At 62.3% G+C, this 23,557-nt stretch carries 15 protein-coding genes and 1 pseudogene; 5 read left to right on the top strand and 11 right to left on the bottom strand.

Translation table 11 applies throughout. The features are described from left to right. Positions 1 to 4: 4 nt before the first annotated feature. On the top strand, positions 5 to 1,633 hold the full coding sequence (locus tag S6FBBBH3_RS05810; protein WP_120176849.1) for a Na/Pi cotransporter family protein: 1,629 nt from the start codon (positions 5 to 7) through the stop codon (positions 1,631 to 1,633). Between the two features lie 117 nt (positions 1,634 to 1,750). Here the strand turns inward: S6FBBBH3_RS05810 and S6FBBBH3_RS05805 are convergent, their stop codons facing one another. Then, positions 1,751 to 2,932 carry a M20 metallopeptidase family protein gene (locus tag S6FBBBH3_RS05805; RefSeq protein ID WP_120176848.1) on the bottom strand — a complete coding sequence of 394 codons (1,182 nt, stop codon included), beginning with the start codon at positions 2,930 to 2,932 and terminating at the stop codon, positions 1,751 to 1,753. 84 nt (positions 2,933 to 3,016) lie between these two features. Further along, positions 3,017 to 3,961, bottom strand: coding sequence for a DMT family transporter (locus S6FBBBH3_RS05800; protein ID WP_232008735.1), 945 nt, complete (start codon positions 3,959 to 3,961; stop codon positions 3,017 to 3,019). Between the two features lie 600 nt (positions 3,962 to 4,561). Between S6FBBBH3_RS05800 and S6FBBBH3_RS05795 the strand changes: the two genes are divergently transcribed. The 4 genes from S6FBBBH3_RS05795 to S6FBBBH3_RS05780 all read left to right on the top strand — a co-directional run bounded on the left by S6FBBBH3_RS05795 (position 4,562) and on the right by S6FBBBH3_RS05780 (position 10,330). Beyond that, positions 4,562 to 7,423, top strand: coding sequence for an ATP-binding protein (locus tag S6FBBBH3_RS05795; RefSeq protein WP_120176846.1), 2,862 nt, complete (start codon positions 4,562 to 4,564; stop codon positions 7,421 to 7,423). Positions 7,424 to 7,659: 236 nt separating this feature from the next. Beyond that, positions 7,660 to 8,154: a hypothetical protein gene (locus S6FBBBH3_RS05790; RefSeq protein WP_197714291.1), complete on the top strand. Its 495-nt coding sequence runs from the start codon at positions 7,660 to 7,662 to the stop codon at positions 8,152 to 8,154. A gap of 241 nt (positions 8,155 to 8,395) precedes the next feature. Beyond that, complete coding sequence (gene iscB / locus S6FBBBH3_RS05785; RefSeq protein ID WP_120176845.1) at positions 8,396 to 9,721, top strand: RNA-guided endonuclease IscB; 1,326 nt, start codon at positions 8,396 to 8,398, stop codon at positions 9,719 to 9,721. A gap of 27 nt (positions 9,722 to 9,748) precedes the next feature. After that, positions 9,749 to 10,330 (top strand): DUF362 domain-containing protein, encoded by a 582-nt coding sequence (locus S6FBBBH3_RS05780; RefSeq protein ID WP_120176844.1) that lies wholly within the window; start codon positions 9,749 to 9,751, stop codon positions 10,328 to 10,330. Between the two features lie 166 nt (positions 10,331 to 10,496). Here the strand turns inward: S6FBBBH3_RS05780 and S6FBBBH3_RS05775 are convergent, their stop codons facing one another. The 9 genes and pseudogenes from S6FBBBH3_RS05775 to nrdD all read right to left on the bottom strand — a co-directional run bounded on the left by S6FBBBH3_RS05775 (position 10,497) and on the right by nrdD (position 22,867). Beyond that, on the bottom strand, positions 10,497 to 10,964 hold the full coding sequence (locus S6FBBBH3_RS05775; RefSeq protein ID WP_120177838.1) for a (deoxy)nucleoside triphosphate pyrophosphohydrolase: 468 nt from the start codon (positions 10,962 to 10,964) through the stop codon (positions 10,497 to 10,499). 92 nt (positions 10,965 to 11,056) lie between these two features. Beyond that, the gene (locus S6FBBBH3_RS05770) at positions 11,057 to 11,857 is read right to left on the bottom strand and encodes a DUF3427 domain-containing protein (protein ID WP_120176843.1); all 801 of its coding nucleotides are present in this window, start codon (positions 11,855 to 11,857) and stop codon (positions 11,057 to 11,059) included. Between the two features lie 64 nt (positions 11,858 to 11,921). Next, positions 11,922 to 14,561, bottom strand: coding sequence for a DEAD/DEAH box helicase family protein (locus S6FBBBH3_RS05765; protein WP_170143839.1), 2,640 nt, complete (start codon positions 14,559 to 14,561; stop codon positions 11,922 to 11,924). Positions 14,562 to 14,998: 437 nt separating this feature from the next. Further along, positions 14,999 to 16,471, bottom strand: a pseudogene (locus S6FBBBH3_RS05760) (FAD-dependent oxidoreductase). Positions 16,472 to 16,737: 266 nt separating this feature from the next. Further along, complete coding sequence (locus S6FBBBH3_RS05755) at positions 16,738 to 17,106, bottom strand: cytochrome c3 family protein (RefSeq protein ID WP_120176841.1); 369 nt, start codon at positions 17,104 to 17,106, stop codon at positions 16,738 to 16,740. A gap of 295 nt (positions 17,107 to 17,401) precedes the next feature. Beyond that, positions 17,402 to 18,028 (bottom strand): response regulator transcription factor, encoded by a 627-nt coding sequence (locus S6FBBBH3_RS05750; RefSeq protein ID WP_120176840.1) that lies wholly within the window; start codon positions 18,026 to 18,028, stop codon positions 17,402 to 17,404. 13 nt (positions 18,029 to 18,041) lie between these two features. Next, positions 18,042 to 20,057, bottom strand: a complete 2,016-nt coding sequence (locus tag S6FBBBH3_RS05745) for a sensor histidine kinase (protein ID WP_120176839.1) — start codon at positions 20,055 to 20,057, stop codon at positions 18,042 to 18,044. A gap of 26 nt (positions 20,058 to 20,083) precedes the next feature. Then, complete coding sequence (nrdG, locus tag S6FBBBH3_RS05740; RefSeq protein WP_120176838.1) at positions 20,084 to 20,572, bottom strand: anaerobic ribonucleoside-triphosphate reductase activating protein; 489 nt, start codon at positions 20,570 to 20,572, stop codon at positions 20,084 to 20,086. 132 nt (positions 20,573 to 20,704) lie between these two features. Further along, positions 20,705 to 22,867 carry an anaerobic ribonucleoside-triphosphate reductase gene (nrdD, locus tag S6FBBBH3_RS05735; RefSeq protein ID WP_120176837.1) on the bottom strand — a complete coding sequence of 721 codons (2,163 nt, stop codon included), beginning with the start codon at positions 22,865 to 22,867 and terminating at the stop codon, positions 20,705 to 20,707. Between the last annotated feature and the right edge of the window lie 690 nt (positions 22,868 to 23,557).

Genomic DNA, 23,557 nt, shown 5'->3' with positions numbered 1-23,557 from the left:
CGGCATGCACGGACTCATTACGCTCGCAGGCGGCGTCGCACTTCTCGTGTGGGGTCTCTACATGGTCAAAAGCGGGATCCTGCGCACGTTCGGAGATTCGCTTCGCACGTGGCTCTCGGTGCGGCTCACGAACCGGGCGAAGGGTTTTGCAGCGGGGTTCGGCCTCGCGACGCTTTTGCAGAGCTCGACCGCGTCGGCCCTGCTCGTTGCGGGTCTGCAGCAAAAGGGGCTCGTCACGACCGCGACGGCGCTTGCGTGCGTGCTCGGCGCCGACCTCGGGAGCGCCTTCGTCGTGCGGCTTCTCTCGTTCGACCTCTCGATCGCGGTTCCGTTTCTCACGATCCTCGGGGTGATTCCGTTCGTGCGGCGGCCGGACACGCGCGTGGGCCAGTTCGGTCGGGTGCTCCTGGGGCTTGCCTTCGTGATGATGGCCCTCAAAACGATCGTCGCCGCGACGGAACCCGTCAAAGAAAGCGAAGTGCTGCTTGCCGCGCTTCAGACGATCGGAGCGAATCCCCTCCTCTCGGGGCTTCTCGGTGCGGCGCTCGCCTTCGTATGCTTTTCGAGTCTCGCCGTTGTGGCGGTGGCGGCAGGCGCCGTCACGTCGGGTGTGATCGACCCCTACGCGGGCCTTTGGGTCGTGGCGGGCGCGAACCTCGGGAGTGCGCTCTTGGCGTCCGTTTCGACCGCCGCGGGCTCTCCCGTCGCGCGGCGCGCTCCGACGGGAAACCTCGTTTTCCGTGCGGCGGGCGTGACGATTGCGGGCCTTCTTCTCTACGTTTTCTCAGAACCCTTGAAGGGGTTTGTGGACTCGGGCGCGAAGCTCGTCGACTTTCACCTTCTTCTCAACGCCGCAATCGGTGCGGCGGGGCTGTGCGTTTTGGGACCCGTTGCGCGCCTTACCGATCGGCTGCTTCCTTCCGACGCCGCCCCCGAACTTCCCGCCGAAGTGAAGCTCGAGACGCCCGAAAACCTGCTTGCTCCCGTCACGGCCCTCTCGGCCGCGCGGTCCGAAGTCGTGATCACGGCGGAGCGGCTTCTCAAATTCTGGCGCGGGCTCGACACGCCCCTGCGCACGAACCCGCCCGCCGGGATTCTCTTTGCGTTTCACGACGACATCGACCTTTTGAGGCGGCGGTGCGCGGCCGTCGAACAGTTCTTGAACGACCTCATCAAGTCGGTCCTCACGGGCGAAGAAGCCCGCTTCTGGCAAAACATCCATACCGCAAACGAAGGCCTTTCCTTTGCGCTCGACGTTGCGGACGAAATCGTGACGGAGTTGGAGACGAAAAAGTGCGCCGAGCACTGCTTCTTCACGCCCGAAGGGCTTGAGGAGCTGCTGCGCGAACACCAGCGTGCGGCGGAGGGCCTGGAGATGCTCGTGCGGCTCCTTGCGGGCGAGCGCCCCGGGGCGCAGGCCGACACGCCGAAGCGCACGGCTTCCCGCCGTCGGGCGCTCCTTGCGCGCATCCGCCGCAACGACGCGACGATTTACGAGTTGACCGCGCGCCACATGAAGCGCGTCGCCGAAGGGCGTGCGGGGGCGGTCGACACGAGCGCACTTCACGTGGGGCTTCTCGCCCTCTTCCGACGGTTTGAGACCGCCACCGCGATGTCGGCGGGCGAACTTTGAGGCCGGAAACGGTCAAGGCCCGGAAGCGTGAAATGTTTTTCGCTTCCGGGCCTTGCTTTATCCGCAGCCGGTCAACGAGACGACGGCTGCGACTTGTGCGCTTGAAGGCTCAGCGTATCAGCGTTCGCCCGCAAGGAAGTCGAGCGCGAACGCCGTCTCGACCGCCACCCCGTAGGGAAGGCACCCTTCGTCGGCGCGGAAGGCGGGATGGTGATTCTGGACGTGGTAGCCCTCTTCGGGGCCGCCCGCACCGAGGAAAAGGTACACGGAGGGGACGCGGTTTGCGAAGGCCGAAAAGTCTTCGCTCGCCGTCCACCCCGTACGGGTGGCGATGAGGTGTTCGGGGAGCGTCTCCTTTGCAACGCGCTGCGCCCGCGCGATCATGCCTTCGTCCTGAACGATCGCATCGTACCCCGACTGCCAGTCGATCGTGACCTTCGCGCCGTGCGCGGCCGCCACGTGCTCGGCGAGCGCATAGACGCGTTCGCGAACGAGCGCGCGGTCGTCGGCGTCCTTCGTGCGGATGTTGAGACCGATGCGGGCCGTCTGCGGAATGACATTGACGACTTTGCCCGCTTCGAAGACCGTCGGGGAAACGACGACGAAGTGATCGGGCGCGATGTTGCGCGAGACGATCGTGTGCAACGCCCCCACCAATTCCGAGCCCACCACAATCGGGTCGATCCCCGCGTGCGGCATCGAACCGTGCGTGCCGCGCCCTTCGATCGTGATCCAGGCGGCGTCGGAAGCGGTCGTCGCCACGCGGTCCGTGCAGACGGAAAGGCGCCCGATGCGGTCGTTCCAAACGTGCAACCCCACGCAGGCGTCCACGCCCTCAAGGACGCCCGCCGCAACCATGTCGCGCGCGCCGCCCGGGAGCGATTCTTCCGCGTGCTGGAAAATGAGGCGAACGCGACCCGCGAAAGTCGAGCGAAGCGCCGTCAAGACTTTCGCCGTACCGAGCAGAATCGCCACGTGCGCGTCGTGCCCGCAGACGTGGCTCACGCCCGGGTTTTCGGAACGGAATTCAAGGCCCTCCGCCTCTTCGACGGGAAGCGCGTCCATGTCGGCGCGAAGCGCGATCGTGCGCACGGGACCCGTTGCGGGGAGCATCCCCGTGATGTCGGCCGTGAGGCTCGTTTCCGTCGGACGACGGATCTCATCAATCCCCATGGCGCGCAATTCCGCCTCGACGTACGCGACCGTCTTGTGTTCGCAAAAGCTCAGCTCCGGATGACGGTGCACGTGACGGCGCCAACGGACGAGGTCTTCTTCGGGAATCGGAAATTCGGTTTTCATTGTGTTCTCCTTCTTGCTTTCGAATGTGTCGGGAACCTGTGGTGCGTTCGCGTCTCAAGAGAGCATCAGGCGAACCTCAGGACTTCAATGGGACTTGAGACCCAGAAATTCGCGGATGCGGTTTTCGCACTGCACGGCGACAACGCCCGCCAGAACGAGCGCCGCGCCCGCCGCGAACCAGCCGTCGACCGACTCGCCGAGCATCACGACGCCCATCACCACACCGAACAACGGTGTGGCGAAAACGAGCACGCCGAGCCGCGCGGCCAAGTACCGCCGCAGCATCCCGCACCAGATGAGGTAGCTTGCAAAGCTTACGACGAAAATTTGAAAGAGGAGGCTCGACCAGCCCACAACCCCCGGCTCGAACCGCGTCTCGCCCATGAGGAACGCGCACGGAAAGAGAATCGCAAAGCCCGTCGCGAGCTGCCAGAAAAGGAGCTGCCCCGAGGACGCGCGACTCATCGTGGTCGTTCGGATCGTGATCGTGGTGAGGCCCCAGGAAAGGCCCGAGCAGAGCCCCAAAAAGTCACCCCAGAGCCAGTCCGCGCCGAGTTCGTGCTCCGAAAGGAGCGCGGGAACGCCGAACGCCAGAACGATCCCCGCAAACGAGGTGGCTACGCCCGCCCACTGGAAGGCGGACAGGCGCTCTTCGGGGAGCTTGAACGCAAGCCCCACGGCCGCAAAGAGGGGGGCCGTATAGAGGAGCACCGCCATGTGCGAGGCCGACGTGTAGCGCAGGCCCTCCGCCACGAAAAAGAATTCGCCCGCAAAGAAGAGCCCCGTCAGAAAGCCGTGAAAGGGCTTCACGCCCGGCGTCCAGGGTTCTTTCGACACGAACCGGTTCCAGGCGAGAAGCAGCAGGCACGAAAGCGCGCTTCGCACCGAGACCTGCAACATCGTGCTCACTTCGGGCGCGGCCGCTTTGATCGCGACCTGCTGCAGGCCCCAAATAAAGCAAAGCGCCATGACGACGGCTACGGCGCGGGAATCGATCGGACGACGGTCTGTGCTCGGCTGGGTAGGCACGGGGTTCTCCGGTGGTCTTGTGAGGAGGCGGGGTTTCGAGGCGGAAACGGGAAAGAAGAAAGTATGCACTTCGGCACACCGCTTTGCCGCACCTCGAATACGTCGAAGACGCACGTCTCTTGTTTTGTGTCATGCCCGGCCGGTGTTTCTCTTCCGACGACTCCGCAGGGAGGAGCTCGGCGCCCGCCCCTCTCGGCCCGCGAAAACCCGCCGCACCGCACCGACATCGAAGATCCGTGCGCTCAAGAGCGGCGGACGAATCCGAGGAGTGCGTTCGCAACGTCCTAACGGGAGCTTCCCGCGGAGCTTTCTCGAACGCGAACGAAGCCTTTTCCTTCGGCAATCGATCGAATTCAGCGTAAACCGCGCGATGAAGCAACGACTTCCCTTGCCGAACCGCTTGAAATTTTTTTGTAATTTCGCCTAAACTTTGCACCCATTTTGTCTGCGCCTGCGGCACGCCGAGCTTTCTCCCTCGAAACTTGCGGCGCTTTCCGCCCGACGTCGTCTTCGCGCGTCCCGGAAGCGCGCGACCGCGCGGTGCCCGTTTTGACCAACCGGACCGATACCGTTTTCACTGTCGGCACTCTTCTGCCCTCTATGAATTCGCATCTCTCTTCGTTTCTCAGTCGGATTTCCTTTCCGCTCTTTTTGCTTCGCGTCGTCGTGTTCTTCATCCTCCTCGGTGCAGGCGCCGCGCTCTACGGCATCCTTCGCTCGAACATCGTCGAGGACTTCCACCAACACGAAGCGTATACGCTCGGAGAATTTCGCGGCGAACAGATGAACCGCCTTCTGATGTTGCGCTCCGTCGCTACGGCCGGACACATGCAACTCGTCGCAAGGCTCGACAGCAAGGCCACGGATGAGGAACTCAACCGATGGCTTCGGGAATTTTTCCTGCAGGCCCAGGTGATGATCGGAACAAAGCGCGGCTTCAACACCTGGATCATTCTCGACGACAAAAAGTTCTACACGACGAAAAACGTGCCGTGGTTCGATCCCACGGTCGCCGAGCGCGAATGGTATCAACTCGCGAAAGCCGCGGACGGAGCACGTGTCTCTCCGATCTACAATGAGTCGGGTTCGGGTCGCCCCGTCATTACCGTCACCCACTACGACCGCAAACACCGTGCCATGTTCGGCTTCGACCTCTACCCGGGAGGCACCGACATGACCATCTACTCGACCTCCGAACGCCTCAACGGGTACTACTTCCTCACGGATCGCACGGGTCGGCCCTTCCTCATGCGCACCGACCACCGGGGCTCCATGGAGGATTTTTCGGACGCCGTCGAAGCATGGGTTCGGGAGCTCGGAACGCTGTCCGTCGCCGAGCAACCGCTCCGGGCGCACGTCGGGACAAAGGCCGTGTCCGTTTACGGATCGGAACTTTTCAACGGCAACTGGGTGGTTCACAGCTACTTCACCGAAGACCTCGATCGGAAACTTCAGCACCTGAATCTTGTTTCCGCGGCTTGCGCGCTTTTCGTCGCACTCCTTCTCGTTTGGGGGTCGAAGTTCCTTCGACGGCTCGAGCATCGGCTCGTTCGCATCTCGAACATCATCCGCACGATGTTCCGCTCGTCGGAACTCGTCGTTCTCGTCAACCTGCAGACGGGGCGTTACGAACTGTTGGCCGGTACCGACACCGTGCAACGTGCTATCCCGAACGAAGGTTCCTACGAAACCGCGCTTCACAAGCTGACGGAAGCGATCACGACGGGGCGCTCCGAGTTTCTCGCCAACTTTTCGCTGGACTCCCTGAAACAGCACTACGATGACAATGCTCGAAAGTTCGGCGGCGAATTCGAATACCGAGCCGAGGACGGGCACCTCACCTGGGGAGCGGCAATGCTCGTCTTCGACTCCGCCGTTTTGCCCGATGAAATCATTCTGCGTATTACCAACGTCGAAGTGCAACACAAGGCACGAACGACGGAGACGGCCCTCTTGCGTACGGCCTTGGACGCCGCGCGCCAAAGCGAACATTCGAAGCAGCTCTTTTTCCATTCGGTCTCGCACGAAATGCGCACGCCCTTGAACGCGATCTGCAACATGACGACGATCGCCGAGCGAGCCTTCGTCTCGTGCGACCGGACGAAGATGAAGCTGGCGCTCGGTCACATCCGGCACGGCGCGGACATCCTGCTGCGCCTCGTGAACGACCTCCTCGAGCTTGCGGCCGCTCGCGACGGGAAGATACAGTTGGAGCTTCGGCCCTTCCGACTCGACGTTTTCCTTGCCACCGTATCGCGCTCCTTTGCCGACGGCACCCGGAAGGACGGCAAGCACTTCATCACCGACTTCACGGACGTCGCCCGTCCTGTTTCCGGGGATCCTGTACGGCTTGAGCTTATCCTCAACAATCTCCTCTCGAACGCCCTCAAATACACGGCCTCCGGGAAGTCCGTCCGCTTTTCGGTCGAGCGCATCACCTCGGGCGACGACGGAGAACACTTCCGCTTCACGATTCGCGACGAGGGTTGCGGGATGAGTCCCGAATTCCTGAAGACGATTTTCACGCCTTACGCTCGCGAGCAGCGCTACCACACGCGCGAAATGCGCGGCACCGGGCTCGGCATGCCGATCGTGAAGTCGCTGCTTCAGCTCATGAACGGCACGATCCGCATTGAAAGTCAGGTGGGCGAAGGAACGACCGTCGTAATGACCATTCCCATGGAAATCCTCTCGGAAGACGATGAGCGGGCGCGCAACCTGAATTTGCAGGGTTCGGAGTCGCCCGTCGCATCGCCGCTCGAGACGGGTGAAATCGACTTGCGCCCGTCGAAAGACTCGACGGAAGTCCCAAACGCGGTGTCGGAGGAAACGGCGACCGCCCCCGTCGAAGATGCCCCTGCCCTCAAGCGAGGCGTCGCCCCGGAAGCCTGCGCGGCGCACGCCTCCTGCAACACGTGCCTCGGCACGGAGGCGAGCCGTCTTGACAAGGATCGGACGGGGAATCCCGAGGGGAAAAGCGCCGCGCTCGGACCGGGTGTCGTTGCGCGCGCCTGCGCCACGGCAAAGAGTGCGATAAAGCCGGAAGACGCCGTGACGACAACGCCCGCCAAGCCCCTCTTCCTTGTCGCGGAAGACAACCTCATCGATCAGGAAATCCTGGCCGAACTCCTCGACGAGCTCGGATGTGCGGCCGAAATGGCCGAAAACGGTCGAGAAGCGGTCGAGAAATTCCGAAATTCCGCTCCGGGGACCTATACGGCGATCCTGATGGACGTCAACATGCCGGAGATGAACGGGCTCGATGCGACCCGCGCCATTCGGGGCTCCTCCCACCCCGAAGCGTTCGGCATCCCGATCGTCGCCGCGACCGCAAACGTCCTGACCGAGGACATCGACGAAATCTATGCGGCCGGCATGAACGCCTACCTGGCCAAGCCGATCGACTTCGGGAAACTGAGTTCGATCGTGAAACAACTCCTCGCCCGACGGCACGCCCGCTGATCCGCAACCGCCGCCCGCAGGTTTTCCGCCTGCGGGCGGTTTTGCTTTGCGGGCGGCCTTCCGCATGTTTCGACCGTTTCGATCGTTTCGAGCATTTCGGGCAAGAATCCGCATTTCCCGTACCTGTCGCACCGGGCCCGAAGAGGCGCATACTCGCTTTCGTACGCGGGGACGAGTGCGTCGAACCTTTCCGGCGCACCCGCGCTTGCGCGACAACGTTTTATCGGGAGAGAAAAATGAACACCACACGCAAAGAATTTCTCCGCTCCGCGGGCGCCGTTCTGGGCGGTCTCGCTCTCGGGGGCGCAGCGGGAACGACGGCAGTGGCAGCCGCAGTTGCGACGGGCGGCTCGAAATATCCTCAGGCGCCCGTCGTCGGGTCGCGCCGCGTCAACGCCGACTTTACGGGTCCGAAGGCCAAGGTCTTTTTCTCGAAGACGATCGACGCCGAACACCTCATCCGTCTCTACGGTCTCGTGAACGGCTCGATCTCGGGCAAGGTCGCGATCAAACTCCATACGGGCGAGCAGCACGGCCCCAACATCCTGCCGCGCGACATGGTGAAGGCTTTCCAGGCGACGATTCCCGAGAGCACGATCGTCGAAACGAACACCCTTTACGCGGGCGACCGGGACACGACCGAAAAGCACCTGAAAACCCTCGAAGTGAACGGCTGGACCTTCTGCCCGGTCGACATCGTCAATCACCCCTGCCTGAAGGCAGAGGCTTGAAGAAGCCTGATTGACCAGCCTCAGTGATCCGAAAGGAAAACTACGTTGCAGTTAGGTTACAAGACCCGCCCCGGGGTGCTTCCTCAGCTCCGGGCTCCGGAAACGGCAGAAGCAGACAAGATTTGGGTATTCACGAAACGGTCTGCCGTTGCAATGCCGGACTGCAACATTGGCGAGGGGAATTCAACTTCTTTGTTGATGTCACGGGGGTAACCCCGATGAACCGTAAGGTTTACCAATCATGTCAGTTTCTGTGTTTGTTCAGGACAGGAAGCACCGGCCTCTGATGCCGTGCCGACCCGCTCGGGCGCGAAGGCTCCTGAAATCGGGCCGAGCTCGCGTCGTGAGGCTCTTCCCGTTCACGATCCGTTTGACGGATCGGTTGATCGAGGACTCCGAGCTTCAGCCCGTCCTCGTGAAGATCGATCCGGGTTCCCGTCGCTCGGGCTTCGCCGTTGTTCGTGTGGACGAGAAGGGAGATCATCATGCCCTCTTCTTCATCGAACTCGTTCATCGCGGCGAATCCATCCGTGATGCGTTGACCGGTCGAAGTGCCCATCGCCGTTGGCGACGCGGGAATCTCCGCCATCGTGCCCCGAGGTTTCTCAACCGCACGAAGCCGCAGGGATGGCTTCCTCCGTCGCTTCGACACCGCGTGGATACCGCAACCGCATGGGTGGCGAAGCTCGTCAAACTTGCGCCCGTTACGGGGATCGTGGAGGAGCTCGTCAAGTTCGACACGCAGAAGCTGCAGAACCCGGAAATCTCGGGCATCGAGTATCAGCAGGGAACGCTCTTCGAGTACGAGGTGCGCGAGTATCTTCTTGAGAAGTTCGGCAGGAAGTGCGTTTACTGTGGAGCGGAGAACGTTCCGCTCAACATCGATCACGTGGTCCCGAAGGCTCGTGGCGGTTCAAACCGCATCTCGAACCTCGTGCTTTCCTGTGTGGACTGCAACCAAAAGAAGGATGCGCAACCTGTTGACGTTTTCCTGAAAGGTCGCCCCGACGTGCTTGATCGCATCAAGCGTCAAATCAAGAAGCCCCTTCGAGATGCGACGGCGGTCAACGCAACACGTTGGTCGCTCTTCAACGCGTTGCAGACCTTCGGCCTTCCTGTTGAAACGGGTTCGGGCGCACTGACGAAGTTCAACCGCCATACGTTCAGGGTTCCGAAGGAACACTGGCTTGATGCGCTCTGCGCGGGTCGGGTGAACGGGGTGCACTACCCCAAGGGGATGGGCATCCTTCAAGTCCGTTGTACGGGACGGGGGAGTTATCAGCGCACGCGAGTCGACAAGTACGGCTTCCCGCGCGGCTACTTGACGCGCCAAAAACGCATTCACGGGTTCGCCACGGGCGACATGGTGAAGGCCGTCGTTCCCTCGGGGAGGAAGGCCGGAACCTACCGGGGCCGTGTGGCTGTCCGTGCGCGAGGTTGCTTTGTCATTCAGACGCCTGAAGGCAAGGTGGACGGCATCGGTTGGCGTCATTGCCGACTGCTTTCTTTTAACGACGGATACGGGTATGCGTGGCTTCGCCCCGCATCTCATTCCTCCCCCGTCTGAAGACGGGGGTTCCCTGAGGACATTTCTATGGACGCCGAAGGCACGGTGGATCTCCCCGTCAAAGGCGGCAAGCACTTCAAGGCGGTCTCGATGGGCGGACACATCGTCAACTACGACTCGATGATCGTTCTCACCCACTTCAAGGGGCACGTCATGGGCGGCTTCGGCGGCTCGATGAAGAACATTGCCATCGGTTGCGCCGACGGCAAGATCGGGAAGGCGCAGGTCCACGGCGTCGACGACGTCACCAAGCCCTGGGATCAATGGCCCGCCAAAGAGCGTCTGATGGAAAACATGGCCGAATCCGCCAAGGCGGTGGTCGACCACTTCGCGCCGCGCATCGTCTACATCAACGTGCTGCGCCGCATGTCGGTCGACTGCGACTGCGCGGGCACGTCCGCCGCGGAACCCACGATTCCCGACATCGGCATTCTCGCCTCGACCGACATTCTCGCGATCGACCAGGCGAGCGTGGACTTGGTCTACAACCAGACCCACAACCACGACCTGGTGGAGCGCATCGAAACGCGCCACGGTCTGCGGCAGCTCTCCTACATGCGCGAACTCGGCATGGGTTCGGAAAACTACGAGCTCGTCGACATCGGCTGAGGTCGATGGAGTCCCGAAGCGAATCGGCCGGATGTCCGAAGGTCCGAAGATTCAAAACGGCCCGTTCGCTCTCCTCCTCGAAGAAACGCGCCCCGCTCGAACGAACGGGGCGCGTTTTTGTTGTCTTCTTCCTTGGCGGATGCTTCTTCGACTCGGAAGTCGTGCGTCAGAGGTTCTCGGTAGCCCCGGCATCGAGCGCGAGGTGCGCCTTGAGCTTTTCCACCACCTCGACGTCCGCGGGGAGCCACTCGACGCGGTCGAGCTCGTCGGGAGCGAGCCACCGGAGCGCTTCGTGCTCCTTCATTTCGATTTCTCCCGCTTCGATCGTCGAGAGGAAGCAATGCATCGTAAGGTGGAAGGTCGGGTAGTCGTATTCGACCGTCGTCAGAAGCACTTCGGGCTTGACGCGCACGGCAAGCTCCTCTTCGATCTCGCGCACGAGCGCGCGTTCGGGCGTTTCGCCGGGCTCCGTTTTGCCGCCCGGGAATTCCCAGCCGTCCTTGAATTCGCCGTAGCCGCGCTGCGCGGCGAGAATGCGGCCTTCGTGGCGAATGATCGCCGCGACGACTTCGATACGCTTGCGGGGCGTGTCGGTCGCGGCTCGGGGTTCGGTCGTTCGGTTCGTTTCAGTCATTTCGTTCGTTGCTTTCGTTGCGTTCATTGCGTTCGTTGTTTTCATGGTCGTCGCGGGTCGCCCTTCGGGTCGGAACCGCAACGGTTTAAAAATCAGGCGGTGAGGTAGGCGTAGATGTCGCTTCGTACGGGCTCGGCCAAACGATAGTCGATTTCGAAGGCGGGATCGACGCCGTTTGCGCCCGGCACCTCGACGGGAATCGGTTCGCCCGCCGCGCGCACTTCGCCGAGAAAGTAGAAGGCCTTCGCCTCCTTTTCCTTCTTGCTGCGGCGCACGAAGAGGTAGATGCGGTTTTCGGCCTCCTCAGGACCGCGCTTGAAGATGTGGTCCGCGTCGGACGAGGTCGGGCGGCGGTTGCGTTTCGAAAGCGCCACGAAGCGCCGTTCCGAGAGGAACCGGTCCGCGTAGGCGATCGCACCCTCCTCCTTTTCGTAGTTGACGAAGACGGGGAGCGTTTTCGTCGTACGGTCGTAGAAGTACCCGCCGATATTTTGGGCGTTGACGTTGCGCTCCCAATCCAAGAGCCGGCACACCTCTTCGTACGTGTACGTCTGGTAGAGCGAAAAGCGCGTCTCGCGGTAGGTGACGCCGTAAAGGCGCGCCCAGCGAGCGAGAACGAAGTCGGCAAGGTCCGAAAGCTCCTCGACGAGGTCGGGGTTTTCGTCGAGCGTCGCTGCGAAGACCGTGCTCATGCGCCACTCGGCCCCCGTCCAGCGCGATTCGTCCTGAAGCGCGTCGTCCGCCTCGCGGCCGCCGTCCGAGAGCATGTGAGCGGCGTAGCCGGCGGAGGTGCCGGAAGCTTCGGACGCACTCTCCCGAACCTCGGGCTCGATGAAGACGCACGCGGGGTACTTGAGGGCGTCCTCGCGCCGGATGTGAAAGCCGTTTGTCATCTGGCGACGGATCGACGCGAGATGGGCTTCGGTGACGGGCGGGGCGGAGTGTTCCCGAGAACGCTCAAGCGACTCGAGCGCCGCCGTGAAACGGGCCTTTCGAGCCCGACGGCTTCCCCGCTTTTCGAGCCCGGTAGTCGGCGAGAAGCAGCTGCAAAAGGAGCGCTTCGCCCGCGCGCTCCCCGCGACCGATCCGTCCCGACAAATAGGCGAGCATTGATTCGGCCGCAGGCGTAAAGACCCGCCCGTAGTCGGATTCGACCCGCTTCAGGAACCCGTGGTAGGAGCCGCGGGCTTCGAAAAACTTCGTCGGGTCGATCGAGCCGTGCGCCTCGTAGTCGACGAGCTTCGGGATCCGACCGAGCTTGCGGCGGATTTCGAGGTAGCTTTCTTTCAGAAGCTTCATCGTCTGCGTCTTCGCGTTGTCGATCGCCGCGTAGATCCGTTCCCGGGAAACGGGATCGAAGTGAATGCTCGATGCGCCGGGAATGAGGCGCGAGCCCGTCGCGACGTAGCGGCGCATGACCTCTTTCGAGTACGAGCGGTCGCCCGAGAGCGCGATCGGGATGAGGTAGTTGTTTTCGTAGTTTCCGATGAAGTCGACCACGACGACATACTCTTTCCCGGGCGCCTTTCGTAAGCCGCGCCCCAACTGTTGGATGAAGATGATGGGACTTTGCGTCGGGCGCAAAAGGAGCACTTGGTTCACGTCGGGGATGTCGACCCCTTCGTTGAAGATGTCGACCGTGAAGATGTAGTCGAGCGGCTCACGTTCGGACCGTTCCCACACGGCTTCCGTGACCGTTCCCGTCACGAGGGGTTCATCCGCGGTCAGCCGTTCGATCGCGGCCTCTCGGGCGCTTTGCGAGTCGGCCCCCGAAAGGGCGAGGGTGCGGAGGCCCCGACGGTTGAAAGCGTCGGAAAGTGCCCTCGCCTCCTCGTTCGTGCGGCAAAAGACGAGCCCTTTGACGCGCGAGCCGCTCCAGCCGTGAAAGGACGCTTCCCGAAGGATGTAGTCGACGCGCTCGTCGCAGGCAAGGCGCGCGAAGTCCGCGAGCTCGCCCGCTTCCCCCGCATCCGTCAAAAATTCCCGAATGCCGAAGTAGTGAAAAGGACAGAGGAACTCTTCTTCAAGCGCCCCCTGTAGGCGCAGCTCGTAAGCGATGTTGTGATCGAACAACGCATAGATGTCTTCGCCGTCGGGACGGTCGGGGCTCGCCGTCATCCCGAGCCAGAAGCGCGGCTCGAAGTAGCGCATGATCCGAAGGTAGCTTGCCGCTGCCGCTCGGTGCACTTCGTCGATCACGATGAGGTCGAAACTCTCGGGCGCAAAGTCCCGCACATCACGCACGTCGTCAAAGAGCGTTCCTTCGTCCTCTTCGGTGCGGCACGCCTTTTCCATCGTCTGCACGGTCGCAAAGACGATGCGCGCGTCGATCGCCTCCTCGCGCTCCGCGCGCGAGACGGCCCCCGTGTAGAGCCCCGACGAGACGCCGCTTCCGAGCACCCGGCGGTAGCTTTCGCGCGCCTGGCGGGCGATTTGTTCGCGGTGCACGAGAAAAAGAACCCGAGGGGCGCGACAGTGCGGACTGTGCGGCGCGTCCGCTTCGAACTTCCCGAGAAGCGCCCGAACGGCAAAGGCGGACGCATACGTCTTCCCCGTACCCGTGGCGGAAATGAGAAGCGCGCGACGTTCCCCGTCGCGCACGAGCTTCAGAACGGACGCAACGAAATCGCGCTGCATGCGGTTGGGGCGCAACGCGGGGAAGCGGGTGCGCGGCCGGTTGACTGCAGCGACGAGCGTCGCAACGTCGGATTCGCTACCGTGCTCGGGAACGGAAGGATTCGACCCGGGAGTCGTCGCGGGAACGGGGGCGAGACGATCGGCGGGAAGTTCGTCGGAAGGCTCCGAAACGGCTCCCGGTGCGCGCTCCGATTCGGTCTCCGTGCTCGCCGACGGGCTTTCCTGAGCCGATGCGGGCACGGAGGTCCCGAAGAAAGACTCATGCGAGGACTCGACCGGTCTCGCGTCCGCATCCGAGGCTCCTTCCGGAATCTCCGTCACCTCGGCCTCTTCCGCCACCTCGGTGAGGCGACGCCGCACCTCGCGGGCCTTTTCCCAGGCTTCGCGGTAGGAGGGGAGTTCGCTCCTCGCGGGGCGGCTTGCCGGGTGGTGCCAGAGCGCCTCGAATTCGGCGAGCATTTTCGCCGCGAACGCCCCCTTCGTGCGGGAAACAAGGCGCGCGTTCCATTCGCGATTCGTGGTGAGGGCCGTTTGCGTGAGGTTCGAACTTCCGACGATCAAACGGCACCCCGTTCCCGACTCGAACATGTAGCCCTTGGTATGAAATCCCGCGCTCGAGCCGAACGTGCGGTAGAGGCGGATTTCGATGTTGGGGAATTCGTTGAGGACGTGCTCGATCGCACGGGGCTCCGAAAAAAGGAGGTAGTCGGTCGTGAGAATGCGCCCGGGAACGTTCCGATCCCGCAGCTCCCTCAGAGTTTCGAGAAGCGGCGTAAGACCGCCCATCGTCACGAAAGCAACGCTCATCGCGAAGCGGTCGCAGCGAGCGAGCTCCTCTTCGAGGACCGAAACGACTTTTGTGCCCGCCTTGGGGTCGTTCGAGAGAAATTCCGCCCGCAACCCCGGATCCGAATCGACGTCGCCGTCGACGAACGACGCGGCGAGCGCCCTCATGAGCATGGCGCTCTCGGGGTCTCGTGCGAAATCGGGCTCGGAATCGGAATCGGAAACGGAGGAAAAAGCGGCGGTCGGGTCGAAGGGTGTCATCGGTCGGGGCGATCGGATTCGGTTCGCCCGTCTCTGTCGGGCGAAAAACATCCGGGCAGCATACACGGTCCGAGCGCGCTTGGCGAGGCCCCTACCGGATGCAAGTCCGGTTGAACCCCGCAGACTACAAGCTGAAAGACCGTCGACTCGGAACCTTCCTTTTGCAAAACGGCGAATTTTCCCAAGAAAATCCGGACGTTCGTGCATTGCAACCGATAAAAAACGGGCGGGGCGGCTGAAGCCGTCCCGCCCGAATGACCCCTTATCGGCACACCGTCACGAAGAGTTCCGTATGACCTCCCCGAGTTGCGGCGTACGTCAAAGGTGCACTCGACCTCCGAGAGAAAGCATTACGCCCAGGGCTTCTGGGACGCCGCATGGCGACCTGCGATACGACCGAAAACGATGCTTTCGGCGTTGTTCGTCCCCCCCTGGTAGATCGAGCCCCACATCGAACCGAGTTCGCCCGCGACGTAGAAGCGCGGCACCGGACGATCCTGCGGCGTCATGACCTGACCGTAGACGTTCTTCTTCGGGCCGCCCTGGGTGTTCAACATCGTCGGGTAGAGGGCAACCGCATAGTACGGGCCTTCGCCGAGAGGTTCGGAAACGATCGGAGCTTCGCGGCCCGCGAAGGCGGTCTTACCCTTCGGGTCGCGCTTGAGGATACGGCCGAATTCCGTATCCTTGCCCGCCGTGATGTCGGCGTTCCAACGCTTCACCGTCGCTTCGAGGGTGTCGGCCGGAACCTTGATCTTTTCGGCAAGCTCGCGGATGGTTGCAGCCTTTACAATCACGCCGCTTTCGATTTCGGCGGAGTTGTCGGTCGACCACTTGTAGCTTTCACGGTTGAGAGCATAACCCGAGGTGGCGCCACCGCTGATGGGACCGGCTTTGCGAGCCTTTTCGTCCATGATGAGCCAGCAGGGAATGCGCGGATAGCGATGCTTGATCGGGTCCATCTGGTTGACGGCGTAGAGGCACGTGTGGTTGTCGAGCCCCTTTTCGTTCACGAAGCGCTTGCCGTCCTGGTCGACCTAAATGTGCGAGGGGGCGAGGATGTTGAGCTGCACGGCCGCCTTGAGACCCGGGACCTTCATGCCGAGCGGGCACGAGTACGCCGTCATGTGCCAGAGGCGGGCACCGACCGACTGGGCCATGCGCAGGCCGTCGCCGGTGTTGCCGGGCGAGCCGAGACCGAGGATGTCGCGACCGAGCGCGAACGTGCGCAGGCTCTGTTCGTCGTATTCGTAGCCGCCCGTCGAACAGATGACCGCACGACGCGCCTTGATGTTGATGTTCTTGCCGTTGCGGTTGGCAACGACGCCGACCACTTCTTCGCCGCGACGAATGAGTTCGAGAGCGGGCGTTTCGAGGAAGACTTCGATCTTGCGCACTTCTTCGACGGCGTGACGCAACGTATCGAAGAGCATGTCCCCGCCGCGCTTCTTGCCGCGCACGCGGTACTTGTCGATCGTGTCCGAACCGGGGAGCGTCGTGAAACCCGCGTGACCGTAGATCATAAGCTTCGTTTCAGGCTTCAGACCCGTGATGAAGTCCTTGACGCCCATAATCTCGTCACAGAAGGTTGACAGGAGCTTTTCGTCCTTTTCACTGTCGGAGAAAGCATAGGTGGCGTTCAGGTATTCGTAGGCCGCCTTCTTGTCCTTCGGAGCAACGAAGCCGCCCGACGAAACCGCGGTGTTGCCGCCACCCTGAGCGAGCTTTTCAAGGATGAGAACCTTGGCACCCGCATCGTGCGCCTCGATGGCGGCACAGGCACCCGCACCGCCATAGCCAAGCACGAGCACATCGGTTTCCATGTCCCACTTCAGGTCTTTCGTAAGCTCGACGGCTTTGACCCCTGCGATCGGGAGCGCCATGGCGGCGGCCACGGAGCCGCGCAGGATGTTGCGTCGCTGAAGATTCATAGTTATCTCCTTTCTAAGGATGCGGGCTCTCGAAAACGCCTTAGAAGCCCGCTGTCTGGAAGGCGTTGTCATTGCGGTGAGATCCCCCTCAAGAGTCTCGCGATTCCGAAAGCCTCTTGAAGTACTCTGTCGTTCCAATCGGATCCGTTCGACTCCGATCAGGGAACGCGAATGTCGGGAAATTCGTGGCAACCGTCGCACGAGAGACGCGGTTCTTTGTGTCCCTGGTGGCAGGTGACGCACTGCGCTTCGCCGAGGTGCGTATCGTGCGGGTTGATGTCGTCCGATTCGGTCTTTTTCGCGAGCGCCGCATAGGAGCCGCCGTGGCATGCGAGGCACTGTTGCATGTCGACGTCGGCGTTGGGCGTGCCCTTGTGGCAGCCCGAGCACGGAACGTTGCGGGCCGCGTGGCGGTCGGCAAGGAAAGCGTGCGTGCTTGAGGCCTCGGCGGCCGAAACGGTGGGAGCGCCGCCGAGCGTCGCCAACGCGACGACGAGGGCCGATGCCGTCATGAGGAAATTTTTCATTTTGGGATCTCTCGTTACTTCTCCGGTCGAAGGGAAGGCCGATCCGTGCGGCCCCGCTCCGACCCTCGAAACTCTGTTCTTCACATCCCGAAGCGTACGATCCGTCCCTACTTAAGTACGGTACGACTCCGTCAAGGTTCGCGAAGGTTTGCGGGGCCCCGACGCCCCTCCCTCGAATGCGAAAAGGGAGCCCCCGTTCGCACGAGAACTCCCCCTCAAAAGAGATCCGCAGGCTTCTCGCCCGCTTCCCCTACTTTCCCGATTTACACGGGCTGAGCGACCGAAATCTGGCGACTCACGGCTCGAGCGCCTGCAAAATCCGAGCGATTTCCGCAACGCTCCGTACGCCGAGCTTTCGGTAGGCGCTCGCCCGATAGACTTCGACCGTACGCACCGAGAGAGCGAGTCGTTCGGCGATCTGTTTGTTGAGAAGCCCCTTGCCGAGAAGCTCGATCACCTGCCGCTCGCGCGCGGTCAGTGCGGCAAGCTTTTCCTTCGCCTCGCGCGCGTCGGGAATCGCGCCGCGGCGTCGGCGGTCCGCCTCCGCCGCCTCGGCGATCGTCGTAAGGAGCGCTTCGGGGTCGACGGGTTTTTGCAGGAAATGGTACGCGCCGCGCCTCAACGTCTGTACGGCAAGATCCACGTCGCCGTGGGCCGTGAGAAAAACAATCGGCAATTGCGAGCCGCGGCGCTCGAGTTCGAACTGAAGCTCCGCTCCGCTCATCCCCGGCATCTGATGATCGAGAATGAGGACGCCCGGAACGGACGGCGCGTCGCCCGCGAGAAAAGCGGCCGCGTTCGGGTAGGTCTGCACCTTCCAGCCTTCGCACTGCAACATGAAAGCGAGCGCGTCCGTCAACACCGTATCGTCGTCGACGATCCGAACGAGTGCGTCGGCATCGGGCAATCGGGATTCCGTCATGATTCTTGCTCCTTTACTTTTCGTCGCTCGAAGGCTTGCCGGAAGGTTCGTGCGGGTATCCTGCCGAGGGCGTTTGGATCGGCAGCGCGAAGAGGGCCGCAAGACCGGAGGTCTCCAGGCGTTCGAACGCAACCTGCCCGCCGTGAGCTTGCGCAATCGAGCGCGCGATCCCGAGGCCGAGACCGAGCCCCTCGGGCTTTTCGGACGTGAGCGGCATCGAAAGCCTCGCAAACGCTTCGTCGCTCAGGCGCGGGCCGTTGTCTTCGATCCGATAGACAACGTAGCCGCCGGAAGAGGAAAGCGAAAAGCGGACTCGAGGATTGCCACGCTCGCCACGTTCGTCCGCTCCTTGAGAATTGGCCGCATCGGCTGCGTTTCTCAAGAGATTTTGAAGCGCAAGACCCGTCTCGAGTTCGTCGACCCAAAGAGGCAAGGGCCCGACGGCGCGCAGTCCGTCCTCGGTCGCATCGAGCGTTTCGTCCGCAGCTTCGAACGCGACCCGGCGCGCTCTTTCCGTCAACCGGAAGGCCCGCACCGCTTCGTCGAAAAGCGCTCGTGCGTCGGTCGAGGTGCGGCGCACGCTCTTTGTGCGCGCGTACTGCCGCACCCGCTCGACGATCCCGTTCGCACGCTCGGCTTCGCGAGTGATTTTGACGAGGGTCGAGCCGAGAACGTCGGCATTCACGCGCCCGGCTTCCGCCAGACGTTCAAGCCCGTGCCCGTAGGCAAGAATGGCGGCCAAGGGCTGACGCAGTTCGTGCGCGACCATGTTCGACATCTGCCCGACGGCCGCACGCTTTTGCAAAAGTGCCAGACGCTCTTCCTGAAGGCGCGCCTCGCGGGCGGCCGCTTTTTCGCGGGCGTGGGCCGCCGTCAACTGCGCCGTGCGACGCCGCACGAGCCGCTCGGCACGCCACGCGTGAAGAAGCCCCCCGGCAACGAGCGTCAAGAGTACGCTCACGAGCACCTTGTAGCGTTCCCAGAGCGCGCGCAGCGACCATTCGTCGAGAATCTCGTAGGGTCCGAGTCGAAGGTCCCGCATCAGACCGTCCACTTCGGAAAAGTCCGTCCCGATCCCCCAGTAGAGGCCTTCCTCGGTGCGGGGCATTTCGAGAAGTGCGAGTGCCGTACGGCGCGCGAGCGCCGTCGGGGCGCGCGGCGTGGCGGCGAAAACCCAGTTGGGATAAAGCCGCGTCGACGTGCGGCAGGCGAAGTCCGTATCGGGGATCTCGTTGATGACCCGAAACTTTCCCTTCCACTCGGGGCGACGCGCTTCGTACTCTTCGAGAAGGCACGTTTTGAGGGCGCCCGCGTCGGCTCTGCCTTCGAGGAGCGCTTCGGGCACGGCCTTCTGGTCGTGCCCGACGAAGGCGATCGAGCGGAAAAAGTCCTTGGCGCGCGCCCCCTGCGGTTGCAGGGGAACGATTTCGCGCAACGCCGTCTGAAAGCCCGAAAACCCCCAGTCGAGGTTTGCAACGAGCGTTTTGCCGCGCAGGTCTTCGAGGTCTCGAATGTCCGTGCGATCGATTCGGGTGAGAAAGACCGACCCCTCCGCCCGATTCGGATCGGGTGCGTGCGGCCCCGCGACAACGCTCAGGTCCTTCGCACCGAGAAGAAGCGTTCGACGGTAAAAGCCGCTTGAAGCGATGAAAAAGTCGACCTCTTTCCTGCGCAAATCCGCCGCCAGCCGCTCGGTTGTGGGATAGTAGTTAACGCACACCGTTTCCCGCGGGAGCGTTCTCGCGAGATGCTCGAGCGTCGCGTTGATGATCGGATGGTTCGGATTCAATTCCGCAAAGGAACTCACGCCCACCCGAACCGTGCAGGCCGTGTCGCGTTGGTCCGCCCGCACGTGCACCCAGGGATCGATCTCGGGCGCGCTCGCCCGAGCCGACGATGCGGGAAATGCAGCCGACAGAGTCGCAAGGCCGACGACAAACCCCGTGAAGAGCGCGCGGGAGAGAATGTGCGGGCGCAAACCCGCACGCGAGCGCTTTCGATCCGCTTTGCGATCCTTCGACACCGTCATGAGCGCCTCCGACCTTTGTGCGACGATTATTCGCCGCAGGGCGCGTCCTTGCGCACGTCCGCGAGTCGGATCACGCGCTGGTTGGAGCTCCCGTACCAGACGCCCTTTTCCTTCACCTTGAGGTGCTCGATGAAGGGGCCGTCGACGAGGACGTCGACGTACTCGAGAACGGGCGAGTCCGCCACCTTCTCGTGCTTGCGCCCCGTCCAGAGCCAGATCGACTTCGAGGAGCCGAACTTTTCGCGCACGGTCTTCACGATCCGCAGCACCTCGGACTCGTTCCGGGGTTCGAGGGGGTCGCCCCCGAGAAGGCTCAGACCCTCCACATAAGGCTCCTCGAGCTCTTTGACGAGTGTGGCAAGCGTTTCGTCGGTAAAGGGTTTCCCGGCCTCGAAATCCCAGCTCTCCGGATTGAAGCACCCCTTGCAGTGCAGGGTGCAGCCCGAACAAAAGAGCGAAACCCGAACGCCCGGGCCGTTGGCGGTGTCGCAGGTGCTCAGACCGATGTAGTGCATGACGAAGTTACCTCGATGGTTGATTCGCCCCAAGGATACCCGAGGGCGGGTCCGGGCGGAATTCGGAGAAAAGAGAAAGGGCCGAGACCTCAGTGGTCCGGCCCTTCGCGTGCGTTCGACACCCGTACGGCGTTACATGCTCACGCGGTTGACGATTTCCGACATCTTCCCGTCGTTCATGCGGGAGATGCCGTTCACGTTCGAGTACCCGAGGTAGCCGCACACTCGGCTGATCACCGAGAGGTCGTTGCTGCCGCACTCGGGGCAGGTAAAGAGCACGTTCGTCGAGTGCTTGCCGCAGTGGTTGCAGTAAGCGCTGTCGAAGTTGACGCCCTGGTAGAAGCCCATCTTCATGCCGCGGCGGATGATCGCTTTGACGGCGTCGAAGTTTTCCGGATTGTCCAAGCGCACGTACTGAATGTGCCCGCCTTCGCAGAGGTGGAAGTTTTCATATTCCTTCTCCTGCTTCTCGAAGGGCGTAATGTCCTCGGTCACGTTCACGTGGAAGGAATTCGTGAAGTAGTCGGGGCTGTAGTGCGGGGTCGAACGGAAGACGTTGCGCACGCGGTGTTCCGCGCAGAAGCGGTCGTACTGCTTCGCCTGCGTGGCACAAAGCGACTCGGCGGGCGTACCGTAGATGGCGTAAAGGTAGCCGTCTTCCTTCTTGAAGACGTCCAAGCGCTTCTGCATGTGACGGAGAACTTCCGCGGAAAATTTGCCGCCCTCTTCGATGAGGCGCTTCCCGGACCAGAGGTACGTCGCTTCGTCGAGCGCCGTGATCCCGAAGGACGCGGTCATGTAGCGCACGAGGTCGCCCACGACGTCGTCCGGGTCCTTCGTCCCTTCGTAGAACCCCCCCTGCGTGAAAGCGAGCGGATTGCTCGAGCACTTCTGATTGCGCAGAATGTCGTAGCGCTTCTTGAGGAAGTCGCGAATCGTCTGAAGACGCTCGTCGAGGAGGTCCCAGAAGTGTTCCTTCCAGTTGTCGGGCGACTCGATTTGCGCAAGCGTCAGGATGATCGGGAGGTTGAGCGAGACGGCGCCGATGTTGCAACGGCCCACCGTCACGGCTTCGCCCGCTTCGTTCACCCAGCGCGAGAGGAACGCGCGGCACCCCATGGGCGAGGTGATCGCGTGGTCTTCGCGGAAGATCTTCGAGACGCTGCCGCGCTCGGACGAGAGTGAGAGGTAATCCGGATACATGCAGCTCGTGCTCGTCTTGACGGCCTCGTCAAAGAGCATCTCGCTCCAACGGTCGCCGTCCACCTGCTTTTCGTCAAAGAGGTAGACAAGCTTCGGGAAGACCACGGGCTTGTGGTCCTTCCCGTGACCGTTGCGGCGCACGCGTAGCATGATGCGGTCGATTTCGGAGAGCCAGCGACGTTCGTTTTCGTCGAGCTTTTCGTGGTCCCACTGACCGAACGTGATCGTCGTGAAGGCGAAGTCGCCGCGGCTGCAGGGGACGGTGTTGAGCTTCAATTCGAGCGACTGGAAGCCCTGTTCGAGTTCGCGTACGACGTCGTGATCTGCGCACTCGCGGGCGCGCGCTTCGGGCATCTCGAAGGAGAGGTACTTCTCGTAGGCGGCCTTCCAGCTCTTCAACGCATACGGCAGAAGCACCTTGTCGAGTTCGGGCAGCGTAAAGCCCCCGAACTGCTGCGCGGTCGCAACGAGCGTGATGTCGCCCACGACCTGAAGGGCCGAGAGGACCGTCTTCGGTTCCGTGTACTGAACGTTGCTCATCTCGAAGCCGCCCTTCAGGACGCCGCCGATGTCGAAGAGGCAGCAGTTGATGCAGCCGAGAATCATGTCGCGCAGGTCGTGAATGTAGATGTCCCCGCGCTCGATGAGTTCCTTTTCGCGCTTCGAGAGGTAGAACTGCTTGTAGAGGCTCTTCGTGAGGTAGCCCTTGATGAGCGAGCCCTTCGTCGAGACGAGCGAGCTGTCGTAGTTCGCGTTTTCGCGGTCGCCGAGGCGCAGAACGTCGTCCGCATCCTGGCGGAGCTGCTCGAACGTCTTCGCGTAGGTCGTCTTGTAGTAGCGGTACTCGGCATAGGCTTCGGCCACTTCCTTGTAATGGAAGAAAGCGAGCGCTGCGATGACGAGCTCGTGGAGCTCGGCCACCGTCACCGTTTCGCGCGCGCCGAGCCGCACGAGCACCTCTTCGGCGATGCGTTCCATCGTCGGCAGGTCGATCGCACGATCGCAACGAAACGCCGCCTTGCGGATCGCGGCGACGATTTTTTGCGAGTCGAAGGCTTCAACGTTGTTGTCCTTCTTGATGACCTGCAGCATGGGAACCTCCTCCTCGGAAAACGGTTGGCATCGATTTGATGAAACAAGGGGTGCAATTAAACCACAGTTTGAAGGTCCGTTGGAGAACGAGCCGCAACCCGACTTCCCGATCGGGTCCGATGAAAGCGCTTAGGCCCTCAAAGATCTCGATTTTCGGGTTGCATACTATTTTTCTATCGATCTCATTGAATCAATATACCAAAAAGGGTGCCCAACCCCCACGAAAACCACTATATGTTGTATTTTTGAGAGATTCACCCCATAGGACCCACGACTAGGGCGATGCGCGGCCGCGCGGACCCCATAAAATGTGGTCCGTTTCCGACCGACGTTCAAGACGCTTTCAGAGGGCGTGCGGGATGACTTCGGGGTGACTGCGGGGCGGCTGCCGGCCGGGGGCGGGTGCGTTTTTGAGACGACCGAAAGACCGAGGGTTACGCTGACCCGCAGGTCGGTCTTGCCCGGACGAACCGTCCTAGGCTAGAATGCCGCGGTCGCGTGAGGGAACAACGTCCCAAGGACCCTTCCTCCCGCGCCGCTTTTTCTTCTTTTCACATTCACTTTTCTATGGATCCCGAGCCTACTTGCTCGCGGATGTCCTCTCCTTCGGTTCGACGCGCCGCATGATCGGCCGTGTTCGCCGTCCGGAGCGTACGAAGGCACGGCCTTCGTCGGGACGTTCGCGAACAC

Source organism: Sutterella megalosphaeroides (assembly GCF_003609995.1).
Lineage (GTDB): Bacteria > Pseudomonadota > Gammaproteobacteria > Burkholderiales > Burkholderiaceae_F > Sutterella > Sutterella megalosphaeroides.
This window is presented reverse-complemented; position numbering and strand designations above follow the sequence as displayed.